This is a genomic window from Kitasatospora sp. NPDC057223, from assembly GCF_042669755.1.
In the GTDB taxonomy this organism is placed as follows: domain Bacteria; phylum Actinomycetota; class Actinomycetes; order Streptomycetales; family Streptomycetaceae; genus Kitasatospora.
In genome coordinates this window covers 14,687-36,933 of sequence record NZ_JBHUWW010000061.1, presented here as the reverse complement: position 1 = coordinate 36,933, position 22,247 = coordinate 14,687, and the positions used below count along the sequence as shown (strand labels likewise).

At 74.2% G+C, this 22,247-nt stretch carries 20 protein-coding genes; 13 read left to right on the top strand and 7 right to left on the bottom strand.

Features of this window, described 5'->3' with window-relative positions; genetic code table 11:
- Positions 1–190 precede the first annotated feature (190 nt).
- Both ACFUK0_RS21760 and ACFUK0_RS21755 read left to right on the top strand, forming a co-directional pair.
- The gene (locus ACFUK0_RS21760) at positions 191–970 is read left to right on the top strand and encodes an ABC transporter ATP-binding protein (RefSeq protein WP_380252628.1); all 780 of its coding nucleotides are present in this window, start codon (positions 191–193) and stop codon (positions 968–970) included.
- Positions 967–3,708: an FtsX-like permease family protein gene (locus ACFUK0_RS21755; protein WP_380252626.1), complete on the top strand. Its 2,742-nt coding sequence runs from the start codon at positions 967–969 to the stop codon at positions 3,706–3,708. The genes ACFUK0_RS21760 and ACFUK0_RS21755 overlap by 4 nt, the downstream gene beginning before the upstream one ends.
- A 106-nt stretch (positions 3,709–3,814) precedes the next feature.
- On the opposite strand, the gene ACFUK0_RS21750 is transcribed toward ACFUK0_RS21755, so the two are convergent.
- The gene (locus ACFUK0_RS21750; RefSeq protein WP_380252624.1) at positions 3,815–4,663 is read right to left on the bottom strand and encodes a hypothetical protein; all 849 of its coding nucleotides are present in this window, start codon (positions 4,661–4,663) and stop codon (positions 3,815–3,817) included.
- A 293-nt stretch (positions 4,664–4,956) separates the two neighbouring features.
- On the opposite strand from ACFUK0_RS21750, the gene ACFUK0_RS21745 reads away from it, so the two are divergent.
- Positions 4,957–5,310 carry a VOC family protein gene (locus ACFUK0_RS21745; protein WP_380252622.1) on the top strand — a complete coding sequence of 118 codons (354 nt, stop codon included), beginning with the start codon at positions 4,957–4,959 and terminating at the stop codon, positions 5,308–5,310.
- A gap of 5 nt (positions 5,311–5,315) precedes the next feature.
- Here ACFUK0_RS21745 and ACFUK0_RS21740 read toward each other — a convergent pair whose 3' ends face one another.
- From ACFUK0_RS21740 to ACFUK0_RS21725, 4 genes are all read right to left on the bottom strand, one after another.
- Entirely contained in the window at positions 5,316–5,447 is a 132-nt protein-coding gene (locus ACFUK0_RS21740) for a DUF6126 family protein (RefSeq protein ID WP_380252620.1), read from the bottom strand.
- A complete protein-coding gene (locus ACFUK0_RS21735) occupies positions 5,444–5,899 on the bottom strand; it encodes an ArsR/SmtB family transcription factor (RefSeq protein ID WP_380252618.1) in 456 nt (151 codons plus the stop codon). The genes ACFUK0_RS21740 and ACFUK0_RS21735 overlap by 4 nt, the downstream gene beginning before the upstream one ends.
- 2 nt (positions 5,900–5,901) lie before the next feature.
- On the bottom strand, positions 5,902–6,096 hold the full coding sequence (locus ACFUK0_RS21730; RefSeq protein ID WP_380252616.1) for a hypothetical protein: 195 nt from the start codon (positions 6,094–6,096) through the stop codon (positions 5,902–5,904).
- Between the two features lie 200 nt (positions 6,097–6,296).
- Entirely contained in the window at positions 6,297–8,384 is a 2,088-nt protein-coding gene (locus ACFUK0_RS21725; protein WP_380252614.1) for a transglycosylase domain-containing protein, read from the bottom strand.
- 425 nt (positions 8,385–8,809) lie between these two features.
- Between ACFUK0_RS21725 and ACFUK0_RS21720 the strand changes: the two genes are divergently transcribed.
- Both ACFUK0_RS21720 and ACFUK0_RS21715 read left to right on the top strand, forming a co-directional pair.
- On the top strand, positions 8,810–9,052 hold the full coding sequence (locus ACFUK0_RS21720) for a toxin-antitoxin system HicB family antitoxin (RefSeq protein ID WP_380252612.1): 243 nt from the start codon (positions 8,810–8,812) through the stop codon (positions 9,050–9,052).
- A complete protein-coding gene (locus ACFUK0_RS21715) occupies positions 9,049–9,471 on the top strand; it encodes a fic family toxin-antitoxin system, toxin component (protein WP_380252610.1) in 423 nt (140 codons plus the stop codon). Before ACFUK0_RS21720 ends, ACFUK0_RS21715 begins: the two co-directional genes overlap by 4 nt.
- Positions 9,472–9,524: 53 nt before the next feature.
- On the opposite strand, the gene ACFUK0_RS21710 is transcribed toward ACFUK0_RS21715, so the two are convergent.
- Positions 9,525–10,343 carry a GNAT family N-acetyltransferase gene (locus tag ACFUK0_RS21710; protein WP_380252648.1) on the bottom strand — a complete coding sequence of 273 codons (819 nt, stop codon included), beginning with the start codon at positions 10,341–10,343 and terminating at the stop codon, positions 9,525–9,527.
- Between the two features lie 291 nt (positions 10,344–10,634).
- On the opposite strand from ACFUK0_RS21710, the gene ACFUK0_RS21705 reads away from it, so the two are divergent.
- The 6 genes from ACFUK0_RS21705 to ACFUK0_RS21680 all read left to right on the top strand — a co-directional run bounded on the left by ACFUK0_RS21705 (position 10,635) and on the right by ACFUK0_RS21680 (position 16,374).
- Positions 10,635–11,537, top strand: coding sequence for a RimK family alpha-L-glutamate ligase (locus tag ACFUK0_RS21705; RefSeq protein ID WP_380252608.1), 903 nt, complete (start codon positions 10,635–10,637; stop codon positions 11,535–11,537).
- Positions 11,534–12,382, top strand: coding sequence for a RimK family alpha-L-glutamate ligase (locus tag ACFUK0_RS21700; protein ID WP_380252606.1), 849 nt, complete (start codon positions 11,534–11,536; stop codon positions 12,380–12,382). Before ACFUK0_RS21705 ends, ACFUK0_RS21700 begins: the two co-directional genes overlap by 4 nt.
- Before the next feature lie 151 nt (positions 12,383–12,533).
- Positions 12,534–13,361, top strand: a complete 828-nt coding sequence (locus ACFUK0_RS21695) for a putative RNA methyltransferase (protein ID WP_380252604.1) — start codon at positions 12,534–12,536, stop codon at positions 13,359–13,361.
- A 97-nt stretch (positions 13,362–13,458) separates the two neighbouring features.
- The gene (locus ACFUK0_RS21690; protein WP_380252602.1) at positions 13,459–14,907 is read left to right on the top strand and encodes an AAA family ATPase; all 1,449 of its coding nucleotides are present in this window, start codon (positions 13,459–13,461) and stop codon (positions 14,905–14,907) included.
- A gap of 8 nt (positions 14,908–14,915) precedes the next feature.
- Positions 14,916–15,329 (top strand): nucleotide pyrophosphohydrolase, encoded by a 414-nt coding sequence (locus tag ACFUK0_RS21685; RefSeq protein ID WP_380252600.1) that lies wholly within the window; start codon positions 14,916–14,918, stop codon positions 15,327–15,329.
- 178 nt (positions 15,330–15,507) lie between these two features.
- Positions 15,508–16,374, top strand: a complete 867-nt coding sequence (locus ACFUK0_RS21680) for a DUF6099 family protein (protein ID WP_380252598.1) — start codon at positions 15,508–15,510, stop codon at positions 16,372–16,374.
- 360 nt (positions 16,375–16,734) lie between these two features.
- Here the strand turns inward: ACFUK0_RS21680 and dapD are convergent, their stop codons facing one another.
- The gene (dapD, locus tag ACFUK0_RS21675) at positions 16,735–17,724 is read right to left on the bottom strand and encodes a 2,3,4,5-tetrahydropyridine-2,6-dicarboxylate N-succinyltransferase (protein ID WP_380252596.1); all 990 of its coding nucleotides are present in this window, start codon (positions 17,722–17,724) and stop codon (positions 16,735–16,737) included.
- Between the two features lie 163 nt (positions 17,725–17,887).
- Between dapD and ACFUK0_RS21670 the strand changes: the two genes are divergently transcribed.
- Both ACFUK0_RS21670 and ACFUK0_RS21665 read left to right on the top strand, forming a co-directional pair.
- Positions 17,888–19,483: a 3' terminal RNA ribose 2'-O-methyltransferase Hen1 gene (locus ACFUK0_RS21670; protein ID WP_380252594.1), complete on the top strand. Its 1,596-nt coding sequence runs from the start codon at positions 17,888–17,890 to the stop codon at positions 19,481–19,483.
- A complete protein-coding gene (locus tag ACFUK0_RS21665) occupies positions 19,480–22,095 on the top strand; it encodes a polynucleotide kinase-phosphatase (protein WP_380252592.1) in 2,616 nt (871 codons plus the stop codon). The genes ACFUK0_RS21670 and ACFUK0_RS21665 overlap by 4 nt, the downstream gene beginning before the upstream one ends.
- Positions 22,096–22,247: the final 152 nt, after the last annotated feature.

The following is a 22,247-nucleotide window of genomic DNA, read 5'->3' as shown; positions in this document are numbered from 1 at the left end:
CGTCGGCGTGTGCGGGGGCACCGACCGGGGGCCGGGGCGGGGCCGTCGATCGGCGGGCGGCGCTTGAGAACCACCTGCATACCGGGTATACATACTCGGTATGCAGGCGCTCTGACGTGGGGAAGCGCAGGCGCGGGGCGGGACCACGCCCACCGCATACCGGGATCGAGAACGAGAACGAGGGGGAAGAATGCCGTACACCGATCCGTCCGGAGCCGGCCCGGGTCAGCCCGTGCTGCACCTGGAGGCCGTGACCCGGGTGCACGGGCAGGGGGCTTCCGAGGTGCATGCCCTGCGTGGGGTGGACCTGGTGGTGCATCCGGGGGAGTTCGTCGCGGTGATGGGGCCGTCGGGCTCGGGCAAGTCGACTCTGCTGACGCTGGCGGGCGGTCTGGACAGTCCGAGTGGGGGGCGGGTGCTGGTGGAGGGGGTCGCGCTCGGTGGCCTCGGCCGCAAGCGGCTGGCCGAGGTGCGGCGTCGTTCGATCGGGTACGTCTTCCAGGACTACAACCTGATTCCGGCGTTGACGGCTGCGGAGAACATCTCGTTGCCGCGGGAGCTGGACGGTGTGTCGGGGCGGGCGGCTCGTCGTGAGGCGCTGGCGGCGCTCGCGGAGCTGGGGATCGAGGAGTTGGCGGACCGGTTCCCGGACGACATGTCGGGTGGGCAGCAGCAGCGGGTGGCGATCGCCCGGGCGTTGATCGGTGACCGGCGTCTGGTGCTGGCGGACGAGCCGACGGGGGCGTTGGACTCGACGACCGGTGAGTCGGTGCTGGCGGTGCTGCGGGCCCGTTGCGATGCCGGGGCTGCCGCCATGATGGTCACCCACGAGGCCCGGCACGCGGCCTGGGCCGACCGCGTGGTCTTCCTGCGCGACGGCCTGATCGTCGACGAGGCCGAGCGGCTGGACGCCGACAGCCTGTCGGCCGTCGCCGCCCGCACGGCCACCCGGCCGGAGGTGACCCGGTGAAGCCCGCCTCCTGGCTCGCCGCCCTGCGGATCGCCCGCCGCGACGCCCTGCGCGCCAAGGGCCGCAGCGCCCTCGTCGTCGCGATGATCGCGCTGCCCGTCCTCGGCGTCACCGGCGCCGACGTCGTCTACCGCAGCGCCCAGCTCGAACCGCGCGAACGCGTCGAACGCGTGATGGGCTCCTCGGACGCCCTGGTCACCGCCTTCTCACCGGGCAGCACCGTCCAGCAGGCCCCGATCGCCGAGGACGGGACGAGCATCCTCGCCGCCGACCCCGACCGGCCGGCCACGCCCGAGCAGACCACGAGCGCGGGCGCCGACCCGGCCGCCCTGGCCGCCCGCCTGCTGCCGGCCGGCAGCGTCCTGACCCCGACCCGGTCGGGCCCCGAGGCGAGCGCCCGCTCCCGGGACGGCCTGCTGCTCACCGCCACCGCCGAGGCCGACCTCAGCGCGCCGGTGTGGTCCGGGAAGACCGACCTGATCGAGGGCCGCGCGCCCAGTGCCCCCGGGGAGCTGGCCGTCACCCGGGCCTTCCTCGACGAATCCGGGCTGGCCCTGGGCGGCACCACCGCGCTCAAGGGGCTGGAGGGCCGCTCCTACACCCTGGTCGCCGTCGTCGAGTACCCGGGCGACCTGGGGAGGGTCGAGCTGATCGCCCGCCCCGGCGAGGTGATCGCCCCGCTGGCGGCGCTGCCGGAGCCCGGGCCCGCCACCGCTGCCGACACCGACGCCGAGGCCGACGCGCCGAGCTGGCTGGTGCGGCTGCCCGCCGGGGCGCGGCTCGACTGGGCGAAGGTCCAGGAGTTCAACCGCCACGGCTTCACCGTCACCTCGCGCAGCGTGGCACTCGACCCGCCGGACCGCTCGGCCGTCCCGTACTACCGCGGCGAGATCGTCCGCTTCGACGTCACCGCCGCCGGCTCCCGCACCGTCGTCGTGGCGACCGTCGCCGGGATGGCGCTGCTGGAGACCGCCCTGCTGGCCGGGCCGGCCTTCGCCGTCGGTGCCCGCCGCTCACGCCGTCAGCTCGCCCTGCTGGCCGCCGGCGGCGGCGACCGCAGCCACGTACGGGCCGTGGTCCTCGGCGGGGGCGTCGTCCTCGGCCTGACCGGCGCCGTCGGCGGGGTGGCCGTCGGGACGGGGCTGGTGGCGCTGCTCCGCCCGTGGATCGAGGAGGCGGCGGGCAGCCGGTTCGCGCACTTCGGGCTACGACCGGTGGACCTGCTCGGCGTGGCCGCGGTCGGACTCGTCACCGCGCTGCTCGCCGCCGTGCTGCCCGCCGTCCAGGCCGGCCGCCAGGACGTCGTCGCCGCGCTGCACGGCCGCGTCACCGCGAAGCCGCCGAGCGGGCGGATGGCGGCCATGGGCGTGGTGCTGCTGATCACCGGCGCCGCCACGGCGCTGCTGGGAGCCGGCAGCCGCCCCGGGATGCCGGTCGTCAGCACCTTCGACGCACGGACCCTCGCCGTGCTCGGCGGCTCGGTCACCGCCGAACTGGGCATGCTCGCCTGCACCCCGGTCGTGGTCGGCCTGCTGGGCCGCCTCGCCCGCCGCCTCCCGCTCGGCCCCCGGCTCGCGCTGCGCGACTCGGCCCGCAACCGCAGCCGTACCGCGCCCGCTGTCGCGGCCGTCATGGCGGCGGTGGCGGGAGCCGTGGCCGTCAGCGTCTTCACGACCACCGGAGACGCCCGGGCCAGGAGCGAGTACCGGGCCGAGGCGCCCGACGGCGCGGTCACGCTCACCCTCTCGGGCCGCGCCCCGGCCGAGAAGCTGCGCGGCGCGGTCGGCCGGGAGCTGTCCGGCCTGGGCGAACGCGCCGACCTGTTCCAGGTCCGGTACACCTTCTGCCCGGGCTGCTCCAGCCTGGTCGACTTCCGGCCCGCCGCGTCGCCGCCGCACGGTGGCAACCCGCGGGCGCTGGCCGGTGACGCGACCGTCCTGCACAACTACTTCGGAGTGCGGGACGCCGGCGCCGAGGCCGCGCTCGCCGCGGGCAAGGCCGTCGTCTTCGACCCCGGGTACGTGAAGGACGGGAAGGCCACCTTCCGCCTGACCGGTGCCAACGGCGGCGGCGCGGCGCTGCAGCCCGGGCAGACGCCCCAGCTCGACGAGAAGTCGGTCAGCCTGGACGCCGTCCTCGTCGACGACCCCGCCGCCGCCCGCTACGGGACGGGGCTGGTGAGCGCCGACGCCGTCCGGCAGTTGGGCCTCACCACGACCCCCACGGCCTCGGTCTGGCTGCCCGGGGCGCTGCCCACGGCCAAGGCCCAGCAGCGGGCCGCGGGTGCGGTCAGCCACATCGACACCTTCGCGTCCCTCGGTGTCGAGCGCGGCTATCAGCCCAAGGGCGACCTGACCACCCTCGCCCTCAGCGGCTTCGCCGCCCTGGTGGTGCTCGGCGCCGCCGGGATCGCCACCGGCCTGGCCGCCGCCGACTCCCGGCAGGACCAGGCCACCCTGGCCGCCGTCGGGGCCCCGCCCCGGATCCGCCGCGTCCTGTCCGGCCTCCAGTGCGGCCTGATCGCCGCCGTCGGAGCCGTCCTGGGCACGGTCACGGGGTTCGTCCCGGCGGTCGCGCTGCGCAAGGCCCGCGACTTCGGCTCGATCGGCGTGCAGACACCGGTCACCGTCCCGTGGGCACTGCTGCTGCTGACCCTGCTGGTCCTCCCGCTGCTCGCGGGCCTGCTGGCCGCCGTCACCACGCGCTCCCGCGTCCCGCTGGCCCGCCGGGCCACCTGACGCACCGGCACGTCCCCGGCCCGGGCCGCCCGCCTTCTCGGTGGGCGGCCCGGCGGCGTGCCCGGCCACCGAGAAGGCGGGCCCGCCGGGGTCGGGCACGCCGGGGTCAGGCCGCCCGGGCGTCCGGGGCGCAGTCGCGGCAGCGGCCCGGCTCGGTGGAGCGGAAGGCGCGTTCGCAGCCGCCGTCGCAGGTCTGCCAGGGCACGGCGGCGGCCCGGCCGGGGAGCGCGGCGGGGGCGGCGACCGGAGGGTCGAGCAGCCGGAAGGCCAGGAGCCGGGCCGGGCGGCTGCGGAAGCGTTCGGGCAGGTCGGCGGTGAGGTGCTCGGTGATCTGCGCCGGGCCGACGCCCCGGGCGAGCCATGCGGCCACGGCCGGGGCGAGCCCGGCGATGTCCGGTTCGGAGAGCAGCAGCCGACGGTCGAGGATGCGCAGCGAGGCGAGGATGACCACGGCCTGCGGGTCGGCGTCGGCGATCGACTGCGACGGCGGCGGGGTGGGCCTGGGTGCTGCCGGTGCTGCCGGTGGCGCCTGTTGCGCCTGTTGCGCCGGGGGAGTCGGCGGAGTCGGCGGCATCGGTGCGGACGGTGCGGGGGCGGGTACGGCCGTGCCGGGGAGGTCGTAGGCGTACGTCCGGGTGCGGATCCGCCCGCAGGCGGTGCGTTCGCGGCGGCGCTGCAGGAAGCCGTCCTGCTCAAGCTCCCTGAGGGCGCGTGAGATGAGGATCTCGCCCTCGGTGAAGTGGGCGCACAGCGCGGCGATGCTCACGATCGCGCCGTCCGGCAGGGACAGGACGTACGCGGCCACACCGACCGTGACGGCGCTGCCCGGTCGCTGCAGGAGCTTGTTGCTGAGGACGGTGAAGTTCGCGGTGAGGCGGGTCCGGATGTGGATCACGCCGGAGGTCGGCGCGCCCCTTTGGGCGCGCGAACGCGCGTTAGAATGCGGCTCAGCCATGAGGGAAGGGTCTACTTCCTGAAGTGGTCAGGCCCTCGTCCGGGATTGCCGTCCCGGCGGGGGCCGTCTCTGTTCGGTCCGGGTTTGTCGGGGCGAACCTAGCCCCCCGCACCTCGCGCCCGCAACCAAGTCACCCGTGTGGGTGACGGGTTGGGGTAGGTGGGGAGGGTTGGTCTTTCAGTCCTTGAAAAACAACGTCCTTGGGGTGGGGCCGTGTCGCACCGGCGCCCGGCCGGCCGGGGCCCGGTGGCGGCCTCCCCGGTGGACGACCGCCGCCCTGGCAGGATGGCGGCATGGAACGTGTGTTGGGAATCGGTGGGTACTTCATGCGGGCCGCTGACCCGGTCGCCCTGGGCGCCTGGTACCGCGACTGCCTGGGCCTGGACGCCGACGAGAACGGCCTGTGGCTCCCGGAGGCCGGGCCGACGGTGTTCGCGACCTTCGAGCCCGACACCGGGTACTTCGGCTCCCGCGCGCAGCAGAGCATGCTCAACTTCCGGGTCCGCGACCTGGACGCGATGCTCGCGCAGCTGCGCGCCAAGGGAGCGGTCGTGGCCGAGGAGACGCAGGACATGGAGGGCGTCGGCCGGTTCGGCTGGGTCACCGATCCCGAGGGCAACCGGGTCGAGCTGTGGCAGCCCGTCTGACGTCGTCAGTGCTTCTTGCCGAGCGTGAAGAGCAGGATCATGAAGCCCGCCCAGACGTGGGTGGCCGCGATGTAGATGACCGCGCGGATCGTCATCGCCCTGCGCCGGCTCCTCTCGTCGGCCCTGGCGTCGGTCATGCGAACCGCGTCCCGTCCGGGGCGGGCCGGGCGGTGGCGGGCCGGGCGTCGGACGGCCGGGTCGTGGCGGGCCGGGTGGCGGTGGACCGGCCGGTGGCGGCGGTGCCGTCCGCGTCGGGGCTGTCCGCGTCGGCGCGCAGTTGGTCGAGCAGCTGGCCCTGGTCGGTGATCATGTCGGTGAGGATGCTGCGGGCCGCCCGCAACAGCTCCGACACGTCCGGGGTGCTCAGCGCGTAGACGACGGTGTTGCCCTCGCGGGTGGCCGTGACCAGCTGCGTACGGCGCAGTACGGCGAGCTGCTGGGAGAGGCTGGACGCCTCGATGTCGATCTCGGCGAGCAGCTCGCGGACGGGGCGGGGGCCGTCCTGGAGGAGTTCGAGCACCCGTATTCGGGCCGGGTGGCCCAGGGTGCGGAAGAACTCCGCCTTGGCCTGGTGGAGCGGGACGGGCATCGTCAGCTCTCCCCCTGTTCCTCTTCGGGCGTGTGCGGCAGCTCGATGCCGTGGTGGGCCGCGAGTCGCAGCAGCGAGGCCACCCGGCCCAGGTAGGCCTGGACCCCGTCCGCGTCACCCGCCTCCCGGGCGGCGGCAAGCTCCGCGCGGGCGAGGGCGAGCTGCTCGCGCAGTTCCTGGTCGAACATCGCCGTCATCGCCGACCTCCACACCGTTCGGTGCGGTCCAGTGACCGTGGAGAACAGCGTCTATTAATATGAAGAATTCTTCAAGTCGTGACGCACGGAACGGATCCCGCAGGTCATATCCGGGCCCATTTCCTGCGTCGAACGAGATACCGATCCGCAGATCGGTACCCGAACAGACAGGCACTGCCCCGGATATGCACAGGTGGACGTCAGGGCTGCGGGTCGGGCGCGGTGGTGGCCGGCGAGCCGGTGGCCGTCCCGGTGGCGCTCGGGTCGGGCTTGGGCGCCGGGTCGGGGATGTCGGCCATCGGCAGGGTCTGCACGGGTGTGCCGCGCAGGGCCTGGTTCATGGCGTCCTGCCAGATCGGGCCGGGGCCGGTGGCGCCGAACACCTCGTCGACGTGCTTCCCGTTGATGGTGATGTTGCGCATCTCGACGCCGCCGTCGGGGCCGCCGAGCCAGACCGCGGTGGCGAGCTGCGGGGTGTAGCCGCTGAACCAGGCGGCCTTCTTCTTGTCCGAGGTGCCGGTCTTGCCGGCGATCTGCCGGTCGCCCTCCAGGCTGAGCGCCGCGCCGGTGCCCCGGTTCTCGGTCACGCCGTTCAGGACGGTGTTCAGGGCCTGGGCCGTCGTGTCGGAGAGCACCTTCTCGCACGTGGCGGCGGGGGTGGGGACGTCCTTGCCGTCGACCGTGGTGATCCTGTTGATGGCGACCGGGGTGCAGTGCGTGCCCCCGGCGGCGAAGGTCGCGTAGACGTTCGCCATCGTCAGCGGGCTCATCTCCTCGACGCCCAGCGCCATCGCGGGCACCTCCTCCAGCGGCTTGCCGCTGGCCTTGGTGGTGATGCCGAGCTTGTTGGCCATCTGCTTGACCGCGCAGAGGCCGATCTGCTGCTCCATCTGCACGAAGTAGGTGTTGACCGAGAGGGCCATCGCCATCTTCAGCTGGTACGGGCCCTTCTCGGACGCGGATTCGTTGGGCACCACCGTCTTGGGCCGGGCGTCGTTCTTCCAGGTGCCCTCGCAGGTCGTCATCGTCGGGTACTCCAGCTTGTTGGGAGCGGAGTACTCCTGCGTCGGCGACAGGCCCGCCTCCAGTGCCGCGGCCGCGACGACCGGCTTGAAGGTGGAGCCGGGCTGGAAGCCGTTGCCGCCGCCCATCGCCGCGTCGACGTTGAGGTTGACCATGGTCTGGTTCTTGCCCTTGTCCAGGCCGTACGGGCGGGTCTGGGCCATGGCGAGGATCTTGCCGGTGCCCGGCTCGATCATCGTGGCGGCGGCCGAGACGCTGTCGGTGACCCGCACGTTGGTGCTCACCGCGGTCTGGGCGGCGAGCTGCTTCGCCGGGTCGAGGGTGGTGTAGATGTTCAGGCCGCCCTGGTCCCAGAACTTCTTGCGCTCGGCCTCCGTCTTGCCGAAGGCCGGGTCCTGCTTGACGACCTGGCGGACGTAGTCGCAGAAGAAGCCCATGCCCGCGTTGGCGGTGATGCAGCCGTTCTGCGGGTCCTTGTAGTTCAGGCCCAGGGGAGCGGCCTTGGCCTCCCTGGCCTGGTCCGCGGTGATGTGCTTGTTCTCCAGCAGCTTGTCGATCACCACGTCGCGGCGGTTCTGCGCGGCCTGCGGGTGCAGCTTCGGGTCGTACTGCGACGGGTTCTGCACCAGGCCGGCCAGGGTGGCGGCCTCGGCGATCGTCAGGTCCTTGTTGCTCTTGCTGAAGTACCGCTGCGAGGCGGCCTCCACGCCGTAGGCGCCGTTGCCGTAGAAGGTGATGTTGAGGTAGTTGGTGAGGATCTGGTCCTTGGTCAGCTCCTCCTCCAGCTTGATCGCGACCTTCAGCTCCTGGATCTTGCGGCCCAGGGTCTTGCGCTGCGCCTCCTGGACGGCTGCCACGTCGTCGCCGGCCTTCTCGACGTTGACGTTCTTCACGTACTGCTGGGTGAGGGTGGAGGCACCTTGGGAGGCGGTGCCGCTCTCCGCGTTCTTGCTGATGGCCCGCAGCACGCCCTTGAGGTCGACGGCGCCGTGCTCGTAGAAGCGCGCGTCCTCGATGTCCACCTGGGCCTGGCGCATGACCGGCGCCATCTGCTCGGCGGTCAGCACCGTCCGGTCGCGCTCGTAGACCTTGGCTATCAGGCCGCCCTTGGCGTCGTAGATCTGCGTCGCCTGGGACAGCGGCGGCGTCTTGAAGTCGTCCGGGATGTCGTCGAAGCCCTCCGCCGTGCCCTTCGCGGTCAGTCCGAGCGCCCCGGCGGCCGGCAGGGCCATGCCGGCCAGCAGCACGCCGGACACCACGCTCACGCCCAGGAAGGTCGCACCGTAGCGGGCCAGCCGAAGCGGCGAATTGCGGGCCGGGCGAATGGCCGCGCTATCGGATGAATTCCATATCGGGGGGAGCTTCGAGTCCATCCTGGCATGCTAACCACCGCGTCTGAGGGATCGGACGATTCGTCATACCGGGCTGTCACAGCTGTGCAACAGATGCGGGGGGCTGCCCGTGCAGGCCAATTCGTATGCGGATTGAATAGGAATGCTCACGGCCTGCCCCGCTCGCGGGCCTCATCACTTAGATGCTGTGAGTGGGGCGAAAGGTTGCATGCGCCCGGCCCGCCCGGCCCGCCCGGCCCGCCCGGCTCGCCGTGCCGCCCGGGTGTCGGCGCGGCCGGGGGCGCGGGGTGCCGAACGTGCGCCCTTGTTGTGCTAGCAGTTCGGCGCTAGCTTGAAGTATGGGTAAGAAGCAGCTGAACGTCCGGGTGGACGCGACCACCGCGGAGATGGCCCGCGAGCGGGCGGAACAACAGGGGATCAGCATGAACCAGTACATCGAGAGGCTCGTCCAGCAGGACATAGGAGAGGCCGGGCGGCTGTTCGTCGACTCGGCGGCGCAGTTCATGAAGGAGTACGAGACGGCGTTCCTGGCCGAGTTCGGCGAGCGGGCCCCGGGCGACCTCCAGGACGTGCGCCGTTGAACCTGGAGATCGACCTCTCGTGGCTGCTCATGACCGCCGAGCAGTACACCCCCGGCGATCCGCAGGTCACCGACTACGGATCGCTGTTGGCCGCGGTCGCCCGACACCAGGCCGAGATCTTCGACATCGCCGTCTACCCGGAGCCGCAGGACCGTGCCGCGGCCCTGATGCACCAGCTCATCCGGGTACCGGCCCTGGAGCGTACGAACGAGCTGTTCGCCACCGCCGCCGCCTACGCGTACCTGGTGGCCAGCGGCTGCACGGTCGCCACCACCGCCCGTGAGGTGCGCAGCCTCGCGCGGGCCATCCGGGAGGGCAAGCTCGGCGTCGCCGGGGTCTCGGAGCGACTGGGCGCCTGGGTGGTGGACGAGGCCGAGGAGGAGGAGGTCAGCGGGGAGGACGACGAGGACTCGGAGTGACGTCGCCGCCCCGAGTCCCCGCTGTCAGGGGTCAGGGGTCAGAGGTCCGGGGCTCAGCCGGCCGCCGGCTCCGCGATCAGGGCCGTCGCCGTGTTGCGGAAGCCGGCCCGGCGGTAGATCCGGGCGACGTCCTCGTCGGCCGCCGAGAGGAACACCGTGCGTACGCCGCGGGCCCGCGCGTCCTCGACCAGGGCCGCCGTGACGGCGAGGCCGAGGCCGCGCCGGCGCGCGGTCGGGAGCGTGCCCACGCCGACGATCTCGCACACGGCGCCGGCCCGCTGGTACTGGCCGGCGCACAGTGCCAGGCCGTCCTCCACGGCCGCCGCCACGGCGGCCACCCCGGCCTCGATCCGCAAGGCGGCGCGGGCGACCGTACCGTCGGCGACGCAGACGCGGACGGCCTGCTCCAGTTCGGCGCGGCCCGCCGTACCGACACCCGTGCCGGGCTCGCCGAAGGCCAGATGCGGGACGGCGACGGCGCTCGGCAGGGCCGGGTCGTCGACGCCGAGCACGCGGACGGGCGCGTCGGCGGCTCCGGCGCCCGCCTCGGGTTCGTCCGCTTCGGGTTCGTCCGCCAGCACGAGCAGCGGGTGCTCGTGCACCGCCAGTCCGGCGGCCTCGACCGCGGCGCGCAGGCCGGGCGTGGTCTCGGCGACCCATTCGAAGCACTGCGGGATCCCGAGTTCGCGCTGCCGCTCCAGCACCCGCAGGACGTCCCCGGCCGTGACGGGCGCTCCCGTCCAGCCTCTGGTCGGGCGGGCGTAAAAGGGCCAGCCCTGCCCTTCGCGGACGAACAGGGTGAGCGGGCCGAAGTCCTCGGCGCGGGCGCCGGCGCGCGGCACGGCGTCGTAGAACTCCTCCAGTTCGTCCAGCCGGGAGGCCGGGCGGTGGTCGGGGCGGGTGTCGGCGGCAGATGCGGGATCAAGTGAGGTCACGGCCAGCATCCAAGCAGCGTTTGACCGGGTCCTGCCACCGGTTTGCGGCGGGGTGCGCCGGGCAGATCGGGTGCCAACTACCCGTTGTTTCGGGCATTTCGGGCGCACCGTTGCCAAATGCTTACAGTCCGGGCGATCTTGTGTGGACGGCGCGTGGCATCCTGGGGCGTCAACAGCGCCGCCGCAGTGGATCGGCGGGCGCCCGGTGGGGAAGACGGGGATACACGGATGAGACTCTGCTTCCTGGTCGAGGAGCACTACCGCCACGACGGCATGCCGCTGGACGTCGTCCGCCAACTCACCGCCTGGGGTCACCGGGTGGACGTCCTGCGCCCCGGGAACTCGCTGCTCGCGGTCTCCGAGGCCGTCCGGGCGGGCAGCCACGACGCCTGGGTGCTGAAGACGGTCTCCGGCGGACCGGGCCTCACCCTGCTGGAGGCGGCCGCGGCGGTCGGCCTCACCACGGTGAACGACGCCCGCTCGATCCGGGGCGTCCGCGACAAGGCGCTCGCCTCGGTCATCGCGCGCCACAGCGGCCTGCCCGTCCCCGTGACGTACGCGGCCGCCCGCTGGGAGCGGCTGGCCGAGATACCCGAGTCCGAGTTCCCGCTGGTCGTGAAGCCCGCGGACGGCAGCTCGGGGCGGGCGGTGCGGCTCGTCCCCACCCCCGGCCACCTGGCCGAACTCGGACCGGACCTGGCTGGCGAGGGGCTGCTCATCGCGCAGCCGTACGTCCCCAACTCCGGTACCGACCTGAAGGTCTACTGCGTCGGCGGCGAACTGTACGCGACCGAGCGGTGCTCGCCGCTGCACCCGGGGCGGCCGGTCCGCGAACGGCAGGTCGCGCTCAGCTCCGAGGTCGCGGGGATCGTCGCCGAGGTCGGGGCCGTCTTCAACCTCGACCTGTACGGGGTGGACGTCCTGCTCGGGCCGGACGGGCCGATGGTCGTCGACATCAACGACTTCCCGAGCTTCCGTCAGGTGCCGGACGCGGTCGCCCGGGTCGCGCGCGCCGTCCTCCACCTGGCCCGGGGCAACGGCAACGGGAGCACCGGTGGGGTGGTCTCGCTGCCCGCGCAGACCCACTCCGACGCCATGGCACAGACCCCGGCACCGGTCGGCGGAGCATGAGGATCTGCCTGCTGACCCCCGAGCCGGACCACCCGCTGCTGGCCGCCGCCCGCGCCCTGCTGACGCCCCGGCACCGGGTCGAGTCCCTCGACCCGGCCGTGGCCGACCCGGCCGCGCTCACCCCCGGCACGGCCGCCGACGTCTACCTGCTGAAATCCCGCACCCCGCGCGCGCTGGCACTGGCCCGGCACCTGGAGGCCCTGGGCGCACCGGTGATCAACTCCGCCGCCGCCACCGAACTGTGCCAGGACCGGACCCGGATGGCCGCGGTGGCCGTCGCCGCCGGGCTGCCCTTCGCCCCCACCGGCACCCACGGGTCGATCGGCGAACTCACCGGTGCACTCGCCGACGCCGACTTCCCCCTGGTGGTCAAGAGCCGGCACAGCCGCCGCCACGACCTGGTCGCCAAGGCCGAGGACCGGGCCGGGCTGCTGCGCCTCGCCGACCGGTGGCCGGACGAACCGGTGGTGGTGCAGCCGTTCGCCGCCAACAGCGGCTGGGACCAGAAGCTCTGGGTGATCGCCGGACAGGTCTTCGCCGCCCGCCGCCGCTCCGAACTGGCCGTCGCCGACCGGGGCCCCGCCGAACCGCTCGCCCCCGGCGACCTGCCCGCCGAGCGGATCGACGTGGTGCTCCGGGCCGGCGAGGCCTTCGGCCTGGACGTGTACGGCGTCGACCTGCTGGACGGGCCGGGGGAGCCGCTGATCGTCGACATCAACGCCTTCCCCGGCATCCGCGGCCAGGAGGGCGCCCCGCAGGCCCTGGCGGCACTCGCCCTGCGGGCGGCCACCGCCGGCCGGCTCCCCGCCCAGCGGGCCCCGCTCCCCGACTTCCGGCCGGTCTGAGACCGACCGGCAGATGGGGAGCGGCGCTCCCGGTGCCCCTGTCCTCGGCGCCGCCGAGCCGTGCACCCCCGTTCGCCGGTCGATCTAAGCTGGTCCCCTCGGCCGGCCGGCCATCCCGGCCGGCCGCCGCACGGGCGAGAGAAGACGGACGTTGCTGCAGGACATCGAGAGCTACCTGGCCTGCCCGCACTGCGGCCAGGACCTCGCCCTCGGCGGGCGCACCCTGCACTGCCCCTCCGGGCACAGCTTCGACCTCGCCAAGCAGGGCTACGTCAGCCTGCTCGCCGGCGACGCCCACACCGGCACCGGTGACACCGCCGACATGGTGGCCGCCCGCACCGCCTTCCTGGCCGCCGGCCACTACCGGCCGATCGCCGACGCACTCGCCGAGGCCGCCGCCGAAGCCGCCCCCGAAGGGCTGGTCGCCGACCTCGGCGCGGGCACCGGCTACTACCTCGCGCACGTCCTGGACGCGCTGCCCGCGAGCCCCGGCGCCGCCCTGGACATCTCCAAGTTCGCGCTGCGCCGCGCGGCCCGGGCCCACCCCCGGATCGGCGCCGTGGTGTGCGACGCCTGGCGTCCGCTCCCGCTCCGGGACGCCTCCGCCGCGCTGATGCTCAACGTCTTCGCGCCGCGCAACGGCCCCGAGATCCGCCGCACCCTGCGCCCCGGCGGCACCCTGCTGCTGGTCTCGCCGACCCCGCGCCACCTGCGCGAGCTCGTCCGCACGCTCGGCCTGCTCTCCGTCGACGAGGACAAGCAGCGCCGGATCGAGGAGAAGCTCGGCCCGTACCTCACCCCGGGCGCGCGCCGCGAGGTCGAGTTCCCGATGCGGCTGTCCGCCGCCGACGTCCGCACGGTGGTCGCGATGGGGCCGAGCGCCTGGCACACCGACCGGGCGGAGCTCGACGCCCGGCTCGCCGCACTGCCCGATCCGGTCGAGGTGACGGCCTCGGTGACGGTCGCCGCGTACAGCTGAGCCCGCCCGGCACGGGCGGCAGCGGGCGAGACCCTTTGGGATGAATCTCCTGAGCAGGCACGTTTCTGCCGCAGGGCCGGAGGCTAGGGTCCCCCGGGTGAACCGCGAAGCCGTCCAGCCGGTCCAGCCCGCTGCCTTCCCGTCAGCCCAGCCCCTCACCGCGCGGGCCTTCGCGGGTGCGCCCACGATCGTCATGGGCCCCGGCGCGGCCGGCTGCGCGGAGGTCGCGGGGGCCGGCCAGGAGACCGCGAAACGCCCGACCGTCGAGGAACTGCGGCTCACCTCCTTCAAGTCGTACCGGCGCGCCACCCTCGCCCTGTCGCCGCTCACCGTCCTGCACGGCCCGTCCGGCGTCGGCAAGTCGAACGCCCTGGACGCCCTCGCCGTCCTCTCCCGGCTGGCCCTCGGCGAGGAGATCACCGACTCGCTGGACGGCATCCCCGGGGCGTGCGGCCCCCTGGCCGTCCCCGTCCGCGGCGGGCTGCTCGGCTGCGTGCCGCACGGACGCAACGCCGTCATCCTGGGCTGCACCGTCCGCTCCGCCGCCGGGACGGTCCGGCTCGAACTCGTCGTCCGCACCGACGGGCCGGTCCGGGTCGCCAGGGAACGGCTCACCCTCGACGGCCGCACGCTGGTCGAGACCGGCGAACAGGACGTCCCCAACCGCAAGGTCAACGTCACCTGGCACAACGACAGCCGGCAGGGCGACATCCGCGCCCCCTTCCCCAGCAGCAGCCTGATCACCGCCCAGATCCCGCTGCGGGTGGCCGGCTCCTCGGCCGGCGAGCGCAAGGTCCTGGCCGCCGCCGAACACCTGCTCACCGCCCTGCGCGAGATCTTCCCGCTCCACCCCGTACCCGCCCTCATGCGCGACTGGACCAGGGCCGACCCCCAGGCCCGGCTGGTCGGCACCGCCGCCAACATCTCCGCCGTGCTCGCCCGGCTCAAGGGCGAGTGCAGCCGCCGCTACGGCCACCTGCTCAAGGTCGTGCAGTCCGCCGCCCCGCACCCGCTGCTCGGCCTCGACGTCGCCCGGCGCGGCCCCGAGACCGACGAACGGCTGCTCGCCGTCTTCGACGAGGGCGTGCTCGGCCGCACCGGCGCGGACCAGGCCTCGGACGGCATGCTGCGCCACCTCGCCTTCTCCGCCGTCCTGCTGACCGGCGCCGGCGTGCTGGACGTCGACCCGGCCGCCGAGGTGCCCTGGGCCCACCGGCAGCTGACCGTGCTCGCGGAGGACATCGGCGCGGGCCTCTCCACCGAGCAGACCGCGTCACTGCTCCGGCTCGCCCGGGACATGTGCGGCCGCAGGCACCTGCGGCTGCTGGCCTCGCTCCAGGAACCGGCGGCGGCCAGGCCGCTGCCGGGCGAGGAGCCGGGCGGCGCGGGGGAGCAGCCCGCCGGCCTCGAACTGGTCGAGTGCCGGCGGGACCCGGCGTCCGGGCACAGCGTGCTGCGGCCCGAACCACCCCGGGTACCGGCCCAGTACGCCCGTGCGGGTGCGGTTTCCGCCGGGGGCGCGGGTGCGGTAGACCTGGCGGGGTGACCGATCCGATGACAGGGCCCGACGTCCCCTCGCCCGTGGCCTCGCCGGGGCCCTCGCCCGCCCCCTCGCTCTCGCCTTCGCTGGAGAATCTGCAGGAGCGGCTGACGCGGTTCGCGGCGGCGCGGGAGTGGCAGCCGTTCCACACGCCGAAGAACCTGGCCGCGGCGCTGAGCGTGGAGGCCGGCGAACTGCTGGAGATCTTCCAGTGGCTGACACCGGAGCAGGCCGCCGACATCATGTCCGACCCCGGCAGTGCCCACCGGGTGCGGGACGAGGTGGCGGACGTGCTCGCGTACCTGCTGCAGTTCTGCGCGGCGACCGGGGTGGACCCGCTGACGGCGCTGGCGGCCAAGATCGAGCGCAACGAGCTGCGGTTTCCGGCGCCGGGAGCCCCGGCCGAGGGCGGGCATTCGTCCGACTGACGGATCAGCGGATGGGCGGACCAGTGGATTGTCGCCCGTGGGGTTGTCCACAACCACCGGGTTGTCCACAGGACCCGAGGGGCCGGCTGCGCGGATTCCGCCGCCGTCGCAAGCTTTCGCCGTCACCATCGTCCGGACGTTCCGGGCGGTACCGCACGAGCGAGGGGAGCGGCCACCCATGGACGCGCTGCGACTGATCAAGACGGCCCGGCACGCCCTGGCCGAGGCCAGGGACGTGCCCGACGTCCTGCTGGAGGCCTGGCAGGCCGGGCTGCTCACGGAGGCGGTCGGCGGCAGGATCGCGGAGCAGGACGAGGGCGAGCTCGCCGCGCTGGGCCAGTTGCTCAGCGAGGCCGGGGCGCAGGTGGCGAGCTGCCTGGAGCCCTCCCCGGAGAGTTCCGTCGCGGTGGACTGGGGCGGCTGCGGGCGGGCGTCCCGGCTCACCGGCCTCGGGGATCTCGACCCCCTGCTCACCGAACTCGGCAGGCTGCTGCACGAGGCGACGGAGACCCTGGTGGTCCTGGCCTGCGGCGCGGACGCCGAAAGCCTGTACTGGACGTGCATCGACGGCGTGGACGCCGGCGCCGACTGCAAGGACCTGGTCGCCGAACTGCACCGGGCCGTCCGCAAGGCGGAGGCCGCTCAGCAGCCGGACGGGCCGAGCGCCCCCGCGCAGGGGCCCGCCGGCGCCTGCCCCGCCCCGGGCGGCCCGGCGCCCGCGACGCCCGGACCCGTCCTCGTCGTGCCGCTCGAACCGCCCGCGGCGTCCGACCGCTACCGGCCCCCGGGGCCGGTGCTGCCGGGCCCGGCGGAGGACCGGGAGCCGGAGGACTGCAGGTCGGCGTCCAGGCCGGCCAGGTCGGCGCTCACCGAGGCGAGCAGCTCCTGCATCTGCTCCAGCAGGCTCTTCGGGGAGGCGGACGCCTGCGGGGCCGCCGGGCCCGTGCGGCTGGGATCGTGCGGTGTGACGGGTACCTCGGACCACGGAGCGGACATGAGGGGACCCCTTCGGCTCGGAAGTGCGGTGTTCGGAAGTGCGGTGTGATGCGGCGGACGTCGGGGCCGCCGTCGAGCGCCGCGCCGTCCCGGGCAGGGCCCGGCCGGCGCGGTGCCGGGAGCGGCGCCGCCGGGGCCGGCAGCCCCGACGTCCCCAACGACCGGTGGCGACGGCCGGTCACCGCGGACCACCCGATGAGGTCCAACAGCCGGCCCGGGTACGTCCCACGGGTGAGCCCGGCTTGCGGCCCGCCGCCCGCCTCGGGTACGGCCCGCCGCGCGGAGGGGGCGCGGCGGGAACGCCGACGGGCCCCCGGCGTCCGTCCGTCAGGACGGCGCCGAGGGCCCGGTACGACCGGCTACCAGAGCCTGCGGAGGCCGTGGAAGGCCCCGGAGACCGTGCAGGAGGTCAGTTGTGTGCGTGCAGCTCCGCGTTCAGACCGCCCCAGGACCCGGACCGGGCGATCACCTCGACCGCACCTGTCAGCGAGTTGCGGCGGAACAGCAGGTTGTCCTGGCCGGACAGCTCCACCGCCTTCGCCACCTTGCCGTCGGGCAGGTTCACCCGGGTGCCGGCGGTGACGTACAGGCCGGCCTCCACCACGCAGTCGCTGCCGAGCGAGATGCCGATGCCCGCGTTGGCGCCGAGCAGGCAGCGCTCGCCGACCGAGACGACCTGCTTGCCGCCGCCCGACAGCGTGCCCATGATCGAGGCGCCGCCGCCGATGTCGCTGTGGTCGCCGACCACGACGCCCGCGCTGATCCGGCCCTCGACCATGGAGGTGCCCAGGGTGCCGGCGTTGAAGTTGACGAAGCCCTCGTGCATCACCGTGGTGCCGACGGCCAGGTGGGCACCCAGGCGGACGCGGTCCGCGTGCGCGATCCGGACACCCGACGGGGCGACGTAGTCGGTCATCCGGGGGAACTTGTCGATCCCGTACACGGCCAGCTGGCCGCCCTGCGCGCGGACGGCGAGGCGGGCCTGCTCGACACCGTCCACCGGGACGGGGCCGATGCTGGTCCACGCCACGTTGGCCAGCAGCCCGAAGACGCCGTCCAGGTTCTGGCCGTGCGGCCTGACCAGTCGGTGGCTCAGCAGGTGCAGCCGGAGGTAGGCGTCGTGCGCGTCGAGCGGCTTCTCGTCGAGCGAGGAGATCGTGGTGCGCACCGCGACCACCTCGACGCCGCGCCGCGCGTCGCTGCGCAGCGCGTCGGCGGCGCCGGGGCCGATCTCGGCCTCGGCCTGGTCGGCCGTCAGGCGGACGGTGCCGGCGGGGCCGGGCTCCGAGGAGAGCTCCGGGGCGGGGAACCAGGTGTCGAGGATGGTGCCGTCGGCGGCGATGGTCGCCAGGCCGGCGGCCACGGCGCCGTTTGCGAGGGAGGTGGATTCAGCAGTCACACCGTGCACGTTAACGAACTCCGGCCCGGGACGCCGAACACGCTCACCGTGCGGACATCGGCGTCGTCGCAGCTCCGGCCCGTCCGGCCGACCGCTCACCGGGCCCCGCCACGGGTGCAAAACCCAGTGCTCCGGCCGGTGCCACTGGGTAATACTCGGACGGGTGTTCATCTCGATCTCCACCACAGGTACCGCCGAGCACTCCGCCACCGACCTGGGCTTTCTGCTGCACAAGCACCCCGGGAAGGCCCAACGGTTCGACACCTCGCACGGCGAGGCCCACGTCTTCTACCCGGAGGCCACCGACCGGGTCTGCACGGCAGCGCTGCTGCTGGAGATCGACCCCGTCGCGCTGGTCCGCCGGGGCCGTGGCAAGGGCCGCGGCGGCTCGCCGGACTTCGCGCTCGCCCAGTACGTGAACGACCGGCCGTACGCCGCGTCCTCACTGCTCGCGGTCGCCCTGCGCACCGTGTTCCGCACCGCCATGAAGGGCGTCTGCGAGAGCCGGCCCGGGCTCGCCGCCGAGGCCCGGCCGCTGCGGATCGCGCTGCCGGCCGTGCCCGCGAACGGCGCGGGCGACGGCGGCGGGCCCGAGATGGTCCGCCGGCTCTTCGAGCCGCTCGGCTGGCAGGTCGGCGCGACGCCGATCCCGCTCGACGAGACGTTCCCCGAGTGGGGCGAGTCGCGCTACGTCCGGGTCGAGCTGACCGGGACGCTGCGGCTGGCCGACGCGCTCCAGCAGCTGTACGTCCTGCTGCCGGTACTCGACGGCGCCAAGCACTACTGGGTGGCGCCCGACGAGGTCGACAAGCTCCTCGCCGCGGGCGAGGGCTGGCTCGCCGGCCACCCCGAGCGGGCGCTGATCGCCCGCCGCTACCTGGCCCGGCGCTGGTCGCTGACCCGCACGGCCGTCCAGCGGCTGGAGCTGGCCCGGCTGGCGGAGGCCGACGACCGCGAGGCCGAGGAGATCGACAACGCGGTCGATGACGCCGATGACGGGGTCGACGACGCCGTCGGCGACACGGACGGGCCGCCCGGCCCGGACGAGCGGGAGCGGCGCGCCCAGGCCAAGGCGCCGACCCTGGCCGAGCAGCGCCGCGAGGCGATCCTGGCCGCCCTGCGGGAGGTGGGCGCGGCCCGGGTGGCCGACCTCGGCTGCGGCCAGGGGGAACTGGTCGGTGCGCTGCTGAAGGACGCCCGGATCACCGAGGTGCTCGGGGTGGACGTCTCCTCGCGGGCCCTGTCGGCGGCGGCCCGCACGCTGCGCCTCGACCGGATGCCGGAGCGTCAGGCCGCCCGTGTCCGGCTCGTCCAGGGGGCGCTCACCTACACCGACGCCCGCCTCAAGGGGTACGACGCCGCCGTGCTCTCGGAGGTGATCGAGCACCTCGACCTGCCCCGGCTGCCCGCCCTGGAGCACGCCGTACTCGGCGCCGCCCGGCCGTCCGCCGTCGTCGTGACGACCCCCAACGCGGAGTACAACGTCCGCTGGGAGAGCCTCCCGGCCGGGCACGTCCGGCACGCCGACCACCGCTTCGAGTGGGACCGCGCGCAGTTCCGTGCCTGGGCCGGACGGGCCGCCGCCGCGTACGGGTACACCGTCTCGTTCCGCTCCGTCGGGCCGGAGGATCCCGAGGTCGGCCCGCCCACCCAGCTCGCCCTCTTCCGCCTGGGCACCACCGAAGCCACCCGAGCCGCCGAAGCCGCCGAAGCGACCGAAGCGACCGCCACCACCCCTGAAGGGGGCGACACCCGATGACCGACGACGCACTGCCCACCGGGGCGACCGCCTCGGAGCCCGCCGCCGCGCGCCGCGAGCTCCCCGTCACCGACCTCTCCCTCGTCGTCCTCGTCGGCACCAGCGGTGCGGGCAAGTCCACCTTCGCCCGCAAGCACTTCCTGCCCACCCAGGTGGTCTCCTCGGACTTCTGCCGGGGCCTGGTCGCCGACGACGAGAACGACCAGTCGGCGTCCGCCGAGGCCTTCGAGCTGCTCCACCACATCGTCGGCAAGCGCCTCGCGGCCGGCCGGCTGACCGTCGTCGACGCGACCAACGTGCAGCCCGAGGCCCGCAAGCAGCTGGTCAGGCTGGCCAGGGACCACGACGTCCTGCCGATCGCGATCGTCCTGGACGTGCCGCCGGGCGTCTGCGCGGAGCGGAACCGGTCGCGCCCCGACCGTCAGCTGCCCGCGCACGTGGTCCCGCGGCAGAACCGCGAGCTGCGCCGCTCGCTGCGCGGCCTGGAGCGCGAGGGCTTCCGCAAGGTGCACGTCCTGCGGGGCGAGGCCGAGGTGGCGGCCGCCGAGATCGTCATCGAGAAGCGGTACAACGACCTGCGCCACCTCACCGGCCCGTTCGACATCGTCGGCGACATCCACGGCTGCCGCTCCGAGCTGGAGACCCTGCTCGGCCGGCTCGGCTACGCCGTCACCCGGGACGCCGAAGCCCGCGCCGTCGACGCGTCCCACCCCGAGGGCCGCACCGCCGTCTTTGTCGGCGACCTGGTCGACCGCGGCCCGGACACGCCCGGGGTGCTGCGCCTGGTGATGGGCATGGTCGCGGCCGGCCACGCCGTCTGCGTGCCCGGAAACCACGAGAACAAGCTCGGCCGGGCGATGAGCGGCCGCGACGTCACCGTCTCGCACGGCCTCCAGGAGTCGCTGGACCAGCTGGCCGGGGAGACGGAGGAGTTCCGCGCGGAGGTCCGCGCGTTCATGCGCGACCTGGTCAGCCACTACCTGCTGGACGGCGGGAAGCTGGTGGTCTGCCACGCCGGCCTGCCGGAGAAGTACCACGGCCGCACCTCCGGCCGGGTCCGCTCGCACGCCCTCTACGGCGACACGACCGGGGAGACCGACGAGTACGGGCTGCCGGTGCGCTACCCGTGGGCCGAGGAGTACCGGGGCAAGGCGCTGGTGGTGCACGGTCACACGCCGGTGCCGGTGCCGGGCTTCCTCAACAACACCATCTGCGTGGACACCGGCTGCGTCTTCGGCGGCAGCCTCACCGCCCTGCGCTACCCCGAGCGCGAACTCGTGAGCGTCGAGGCCGAGCAGGAGTGGTACGCGCCCGTCCGTCCGGTGGCCGCGGACGCGCCCGTCGCCCCCGAGGGCCGGCCGCTGGACCTCGCGGACGTGGCGGGCCGCCGCGTGGTCGAGACGGCGCTGCACGGCCGGGTCGCCGTCCGGGAGGAGAACGCGGCCGCCGCGCTGGAGGTGATGAGCCGCTTCGCGCTCGACCCGCGACTGCTCGTGTACCTGCCGCCGACGATGGCCCCGAGCGCGACCTCGGGGCGCCCCGGCTACCTCGAACACCCCGAGGAGGCCTTCGCCGGCTACCGCGCCGACGGCGTCCAGCACGTCATCTGCGAGGAGAAGCACATGGGCTCCCGCGCGGTCGTCCTGCTCGCCCGGGACGACGCGGCGCTGGAGAAGCGCTTCGGCATCGCCGGCCCGGGCGCGATCTGGACGCGCACCGGCCGCTCCTTCCTCAGCGACGACGCGCTCACCGGGGCCGTCCTGGAGCGGCTGCGGGCGGCCGCCGAGAAGGCCGGGCTCTTCGAGGAGCTGGGCACGGGCTGGCTGCTGCTCGACGCCGAGCTGATGCCGTGGTCCCTGAAGGCCGTCGAACTGCTGCGCCGGCAGTACGCCGCCGTCGGCGCGGCGGCCGGTGCGGCCCTGCCCGCAGTGCTGGCCGCGCTGGGGCAGGCGGCCGCCCGGGGCCTGGACCTCGGCGAGCTGACCGCCCGCCAGCGCCGGCGCGCCTCGGACGCCGAGGCCTTCATCACGGCGTACCGGCAGTACTGCTGGCCGACCGAGGGCCTCGCGGGCATCCGGCTGGCGCCTTTCCAGGTGCTGGCCGCCGAGGGGGTCAACCTCGCCGTCCGCCCGCACGACCAGCACCTGGAGTGGATCGACCGGCTGGTGGCGGCGGACGACGCGCAGGCCCCGATCCTGCGGGGCACCGGCCGGCTGCTCGTCGACACCTCCGACGAGGCCTCGGTGGCGGCGGGCGTCGCCTGGTGGGAGGAGCTGACCGGTGCGGGCGGCGAGGGCATGGTGGTCAAACCGCTCGCCTCGCCGGCCCGCGGCAGGGCGGGACAGGGGCGCCCCGGCGGCCTGGTCCAGCCGGGCGTCAAGGTGCGCGGCCGGGAGTACCTGCGGATCATCTACGGCCCCGACTACACCGAGTACCTGGACCAGCTGCGGCAGCGGTTCCTGGGGCACAAGCGGTCGCTGGCCCTGCGCGAGTACGCGCTCGGGCTGGAGGCGCTGGACCGCCTGGCGGCCGGCGAGCCGCTCTGGCGGGTGCACGAGCCGGTCTTCGCCGTCCTGGCCCTGGAGTCGGAGCCGGTGGACCCGCGGCTCTGACGCCCGGGGTGGTGGGGCGAGCGGGGCAGGCCCGGCCGGTGCGGTGGGCCCGCCCCCAGGGCCGGACGGGCTCGTCGGTACACTCGGTACTGCATATAAATTCCATATGGCGTATACAATTGCCGCTTCACGGTCCGCGTCACCCACTCAGG

Bases quoted from the DNA above. Each gene is read 5' to 3' on its own strand.
- ACFUK0_RS21680 (WP_380252598.1), top strand. From the start codon at position 15,508: ATGGACGCGCTGCGACTGATCAAGACGGCCCGGCACGCCCTGGCCGAG.
- ACFUK0_RS21700 (WP_380252606.1), top strand. From the start codon at position 11,534: ATGAGGATCTGCCTGCTGACCCCCGAGCCGGACCACCCGCTGCTGGCC.
- ACFUK0_RS21730 (WP_380252616.1), bottom strand. From the start codon at position 6,096: ATGACGGCGATGTTCGACCAGGAACTGCGCGAGCAGCTCGCCCTCGCC.
- ACFUK0_RS21735 (WP_380252618.1), bottom strand. From the start codon at position 5,899: ATGCCCGTCCCGCTCCACCAGGCCAAGGCGGAGTTCTTCCGCACCCTG.
- ACFUK0_RS21705 (WP_380252608.1), top strand. From the start codon at position 10,635: ATGAGACTCTGCTTCCTGGTCGAGGAGCACTACCGCCACGACGGCATG.
- ACFUK0_RS21745 (WP_380252622.1), top strand. From the start codon at position 4,957: ATGGAACGTGTGTTGGGAATCGGTGGGTACTTCATGCGGGCCGCTGAC.
- ACFUK0_RS21750 (WP_380252624.1), bottom strand. From the start codon at position 4,663: ATGGCTGAGCCGCATTCTAACGCGCGTTCGCGCGCCCAAAGGGGCGCG.
- ACFUK0_RS21740 (WP_380252620.1), bottom strand. From the start codon at position 5,447: ATGACCGACGCCAGGGCCGACGAGAGGAGCCGGCGCAGGGCGATGACG.
- ACFUK0_RS21720 (WP_380252612.1), top strand. From the start codon at position 8,810: ATGGGTAAGAAGCAGCTGAACGTCCGGGTGGACGCGACCACCGCGGAG.
- ACFUK0_RS21685 (WP_380252600.1), top strand. From the start codon at position 14,916: ATGACAGGGCCCGACGTCCCCTCGCCCGTGGCCTCGCCGGGGCCCTCG.
- ACFUK0_RS21665 (WP_380252592.1), top strand. From the start codon at position 19,480: ATGACCGACGACGCACTGCCCACCGGGGCGACCGCCTCGGAGCCCGCC.
- ACFUK0_RS21760 (WP_380252628.1), top strand. From the start codon at position 191: ATGCCGTACACCGATCCGTCCGGAGCCGGCCCGGGTCAGCCCGTGCTG.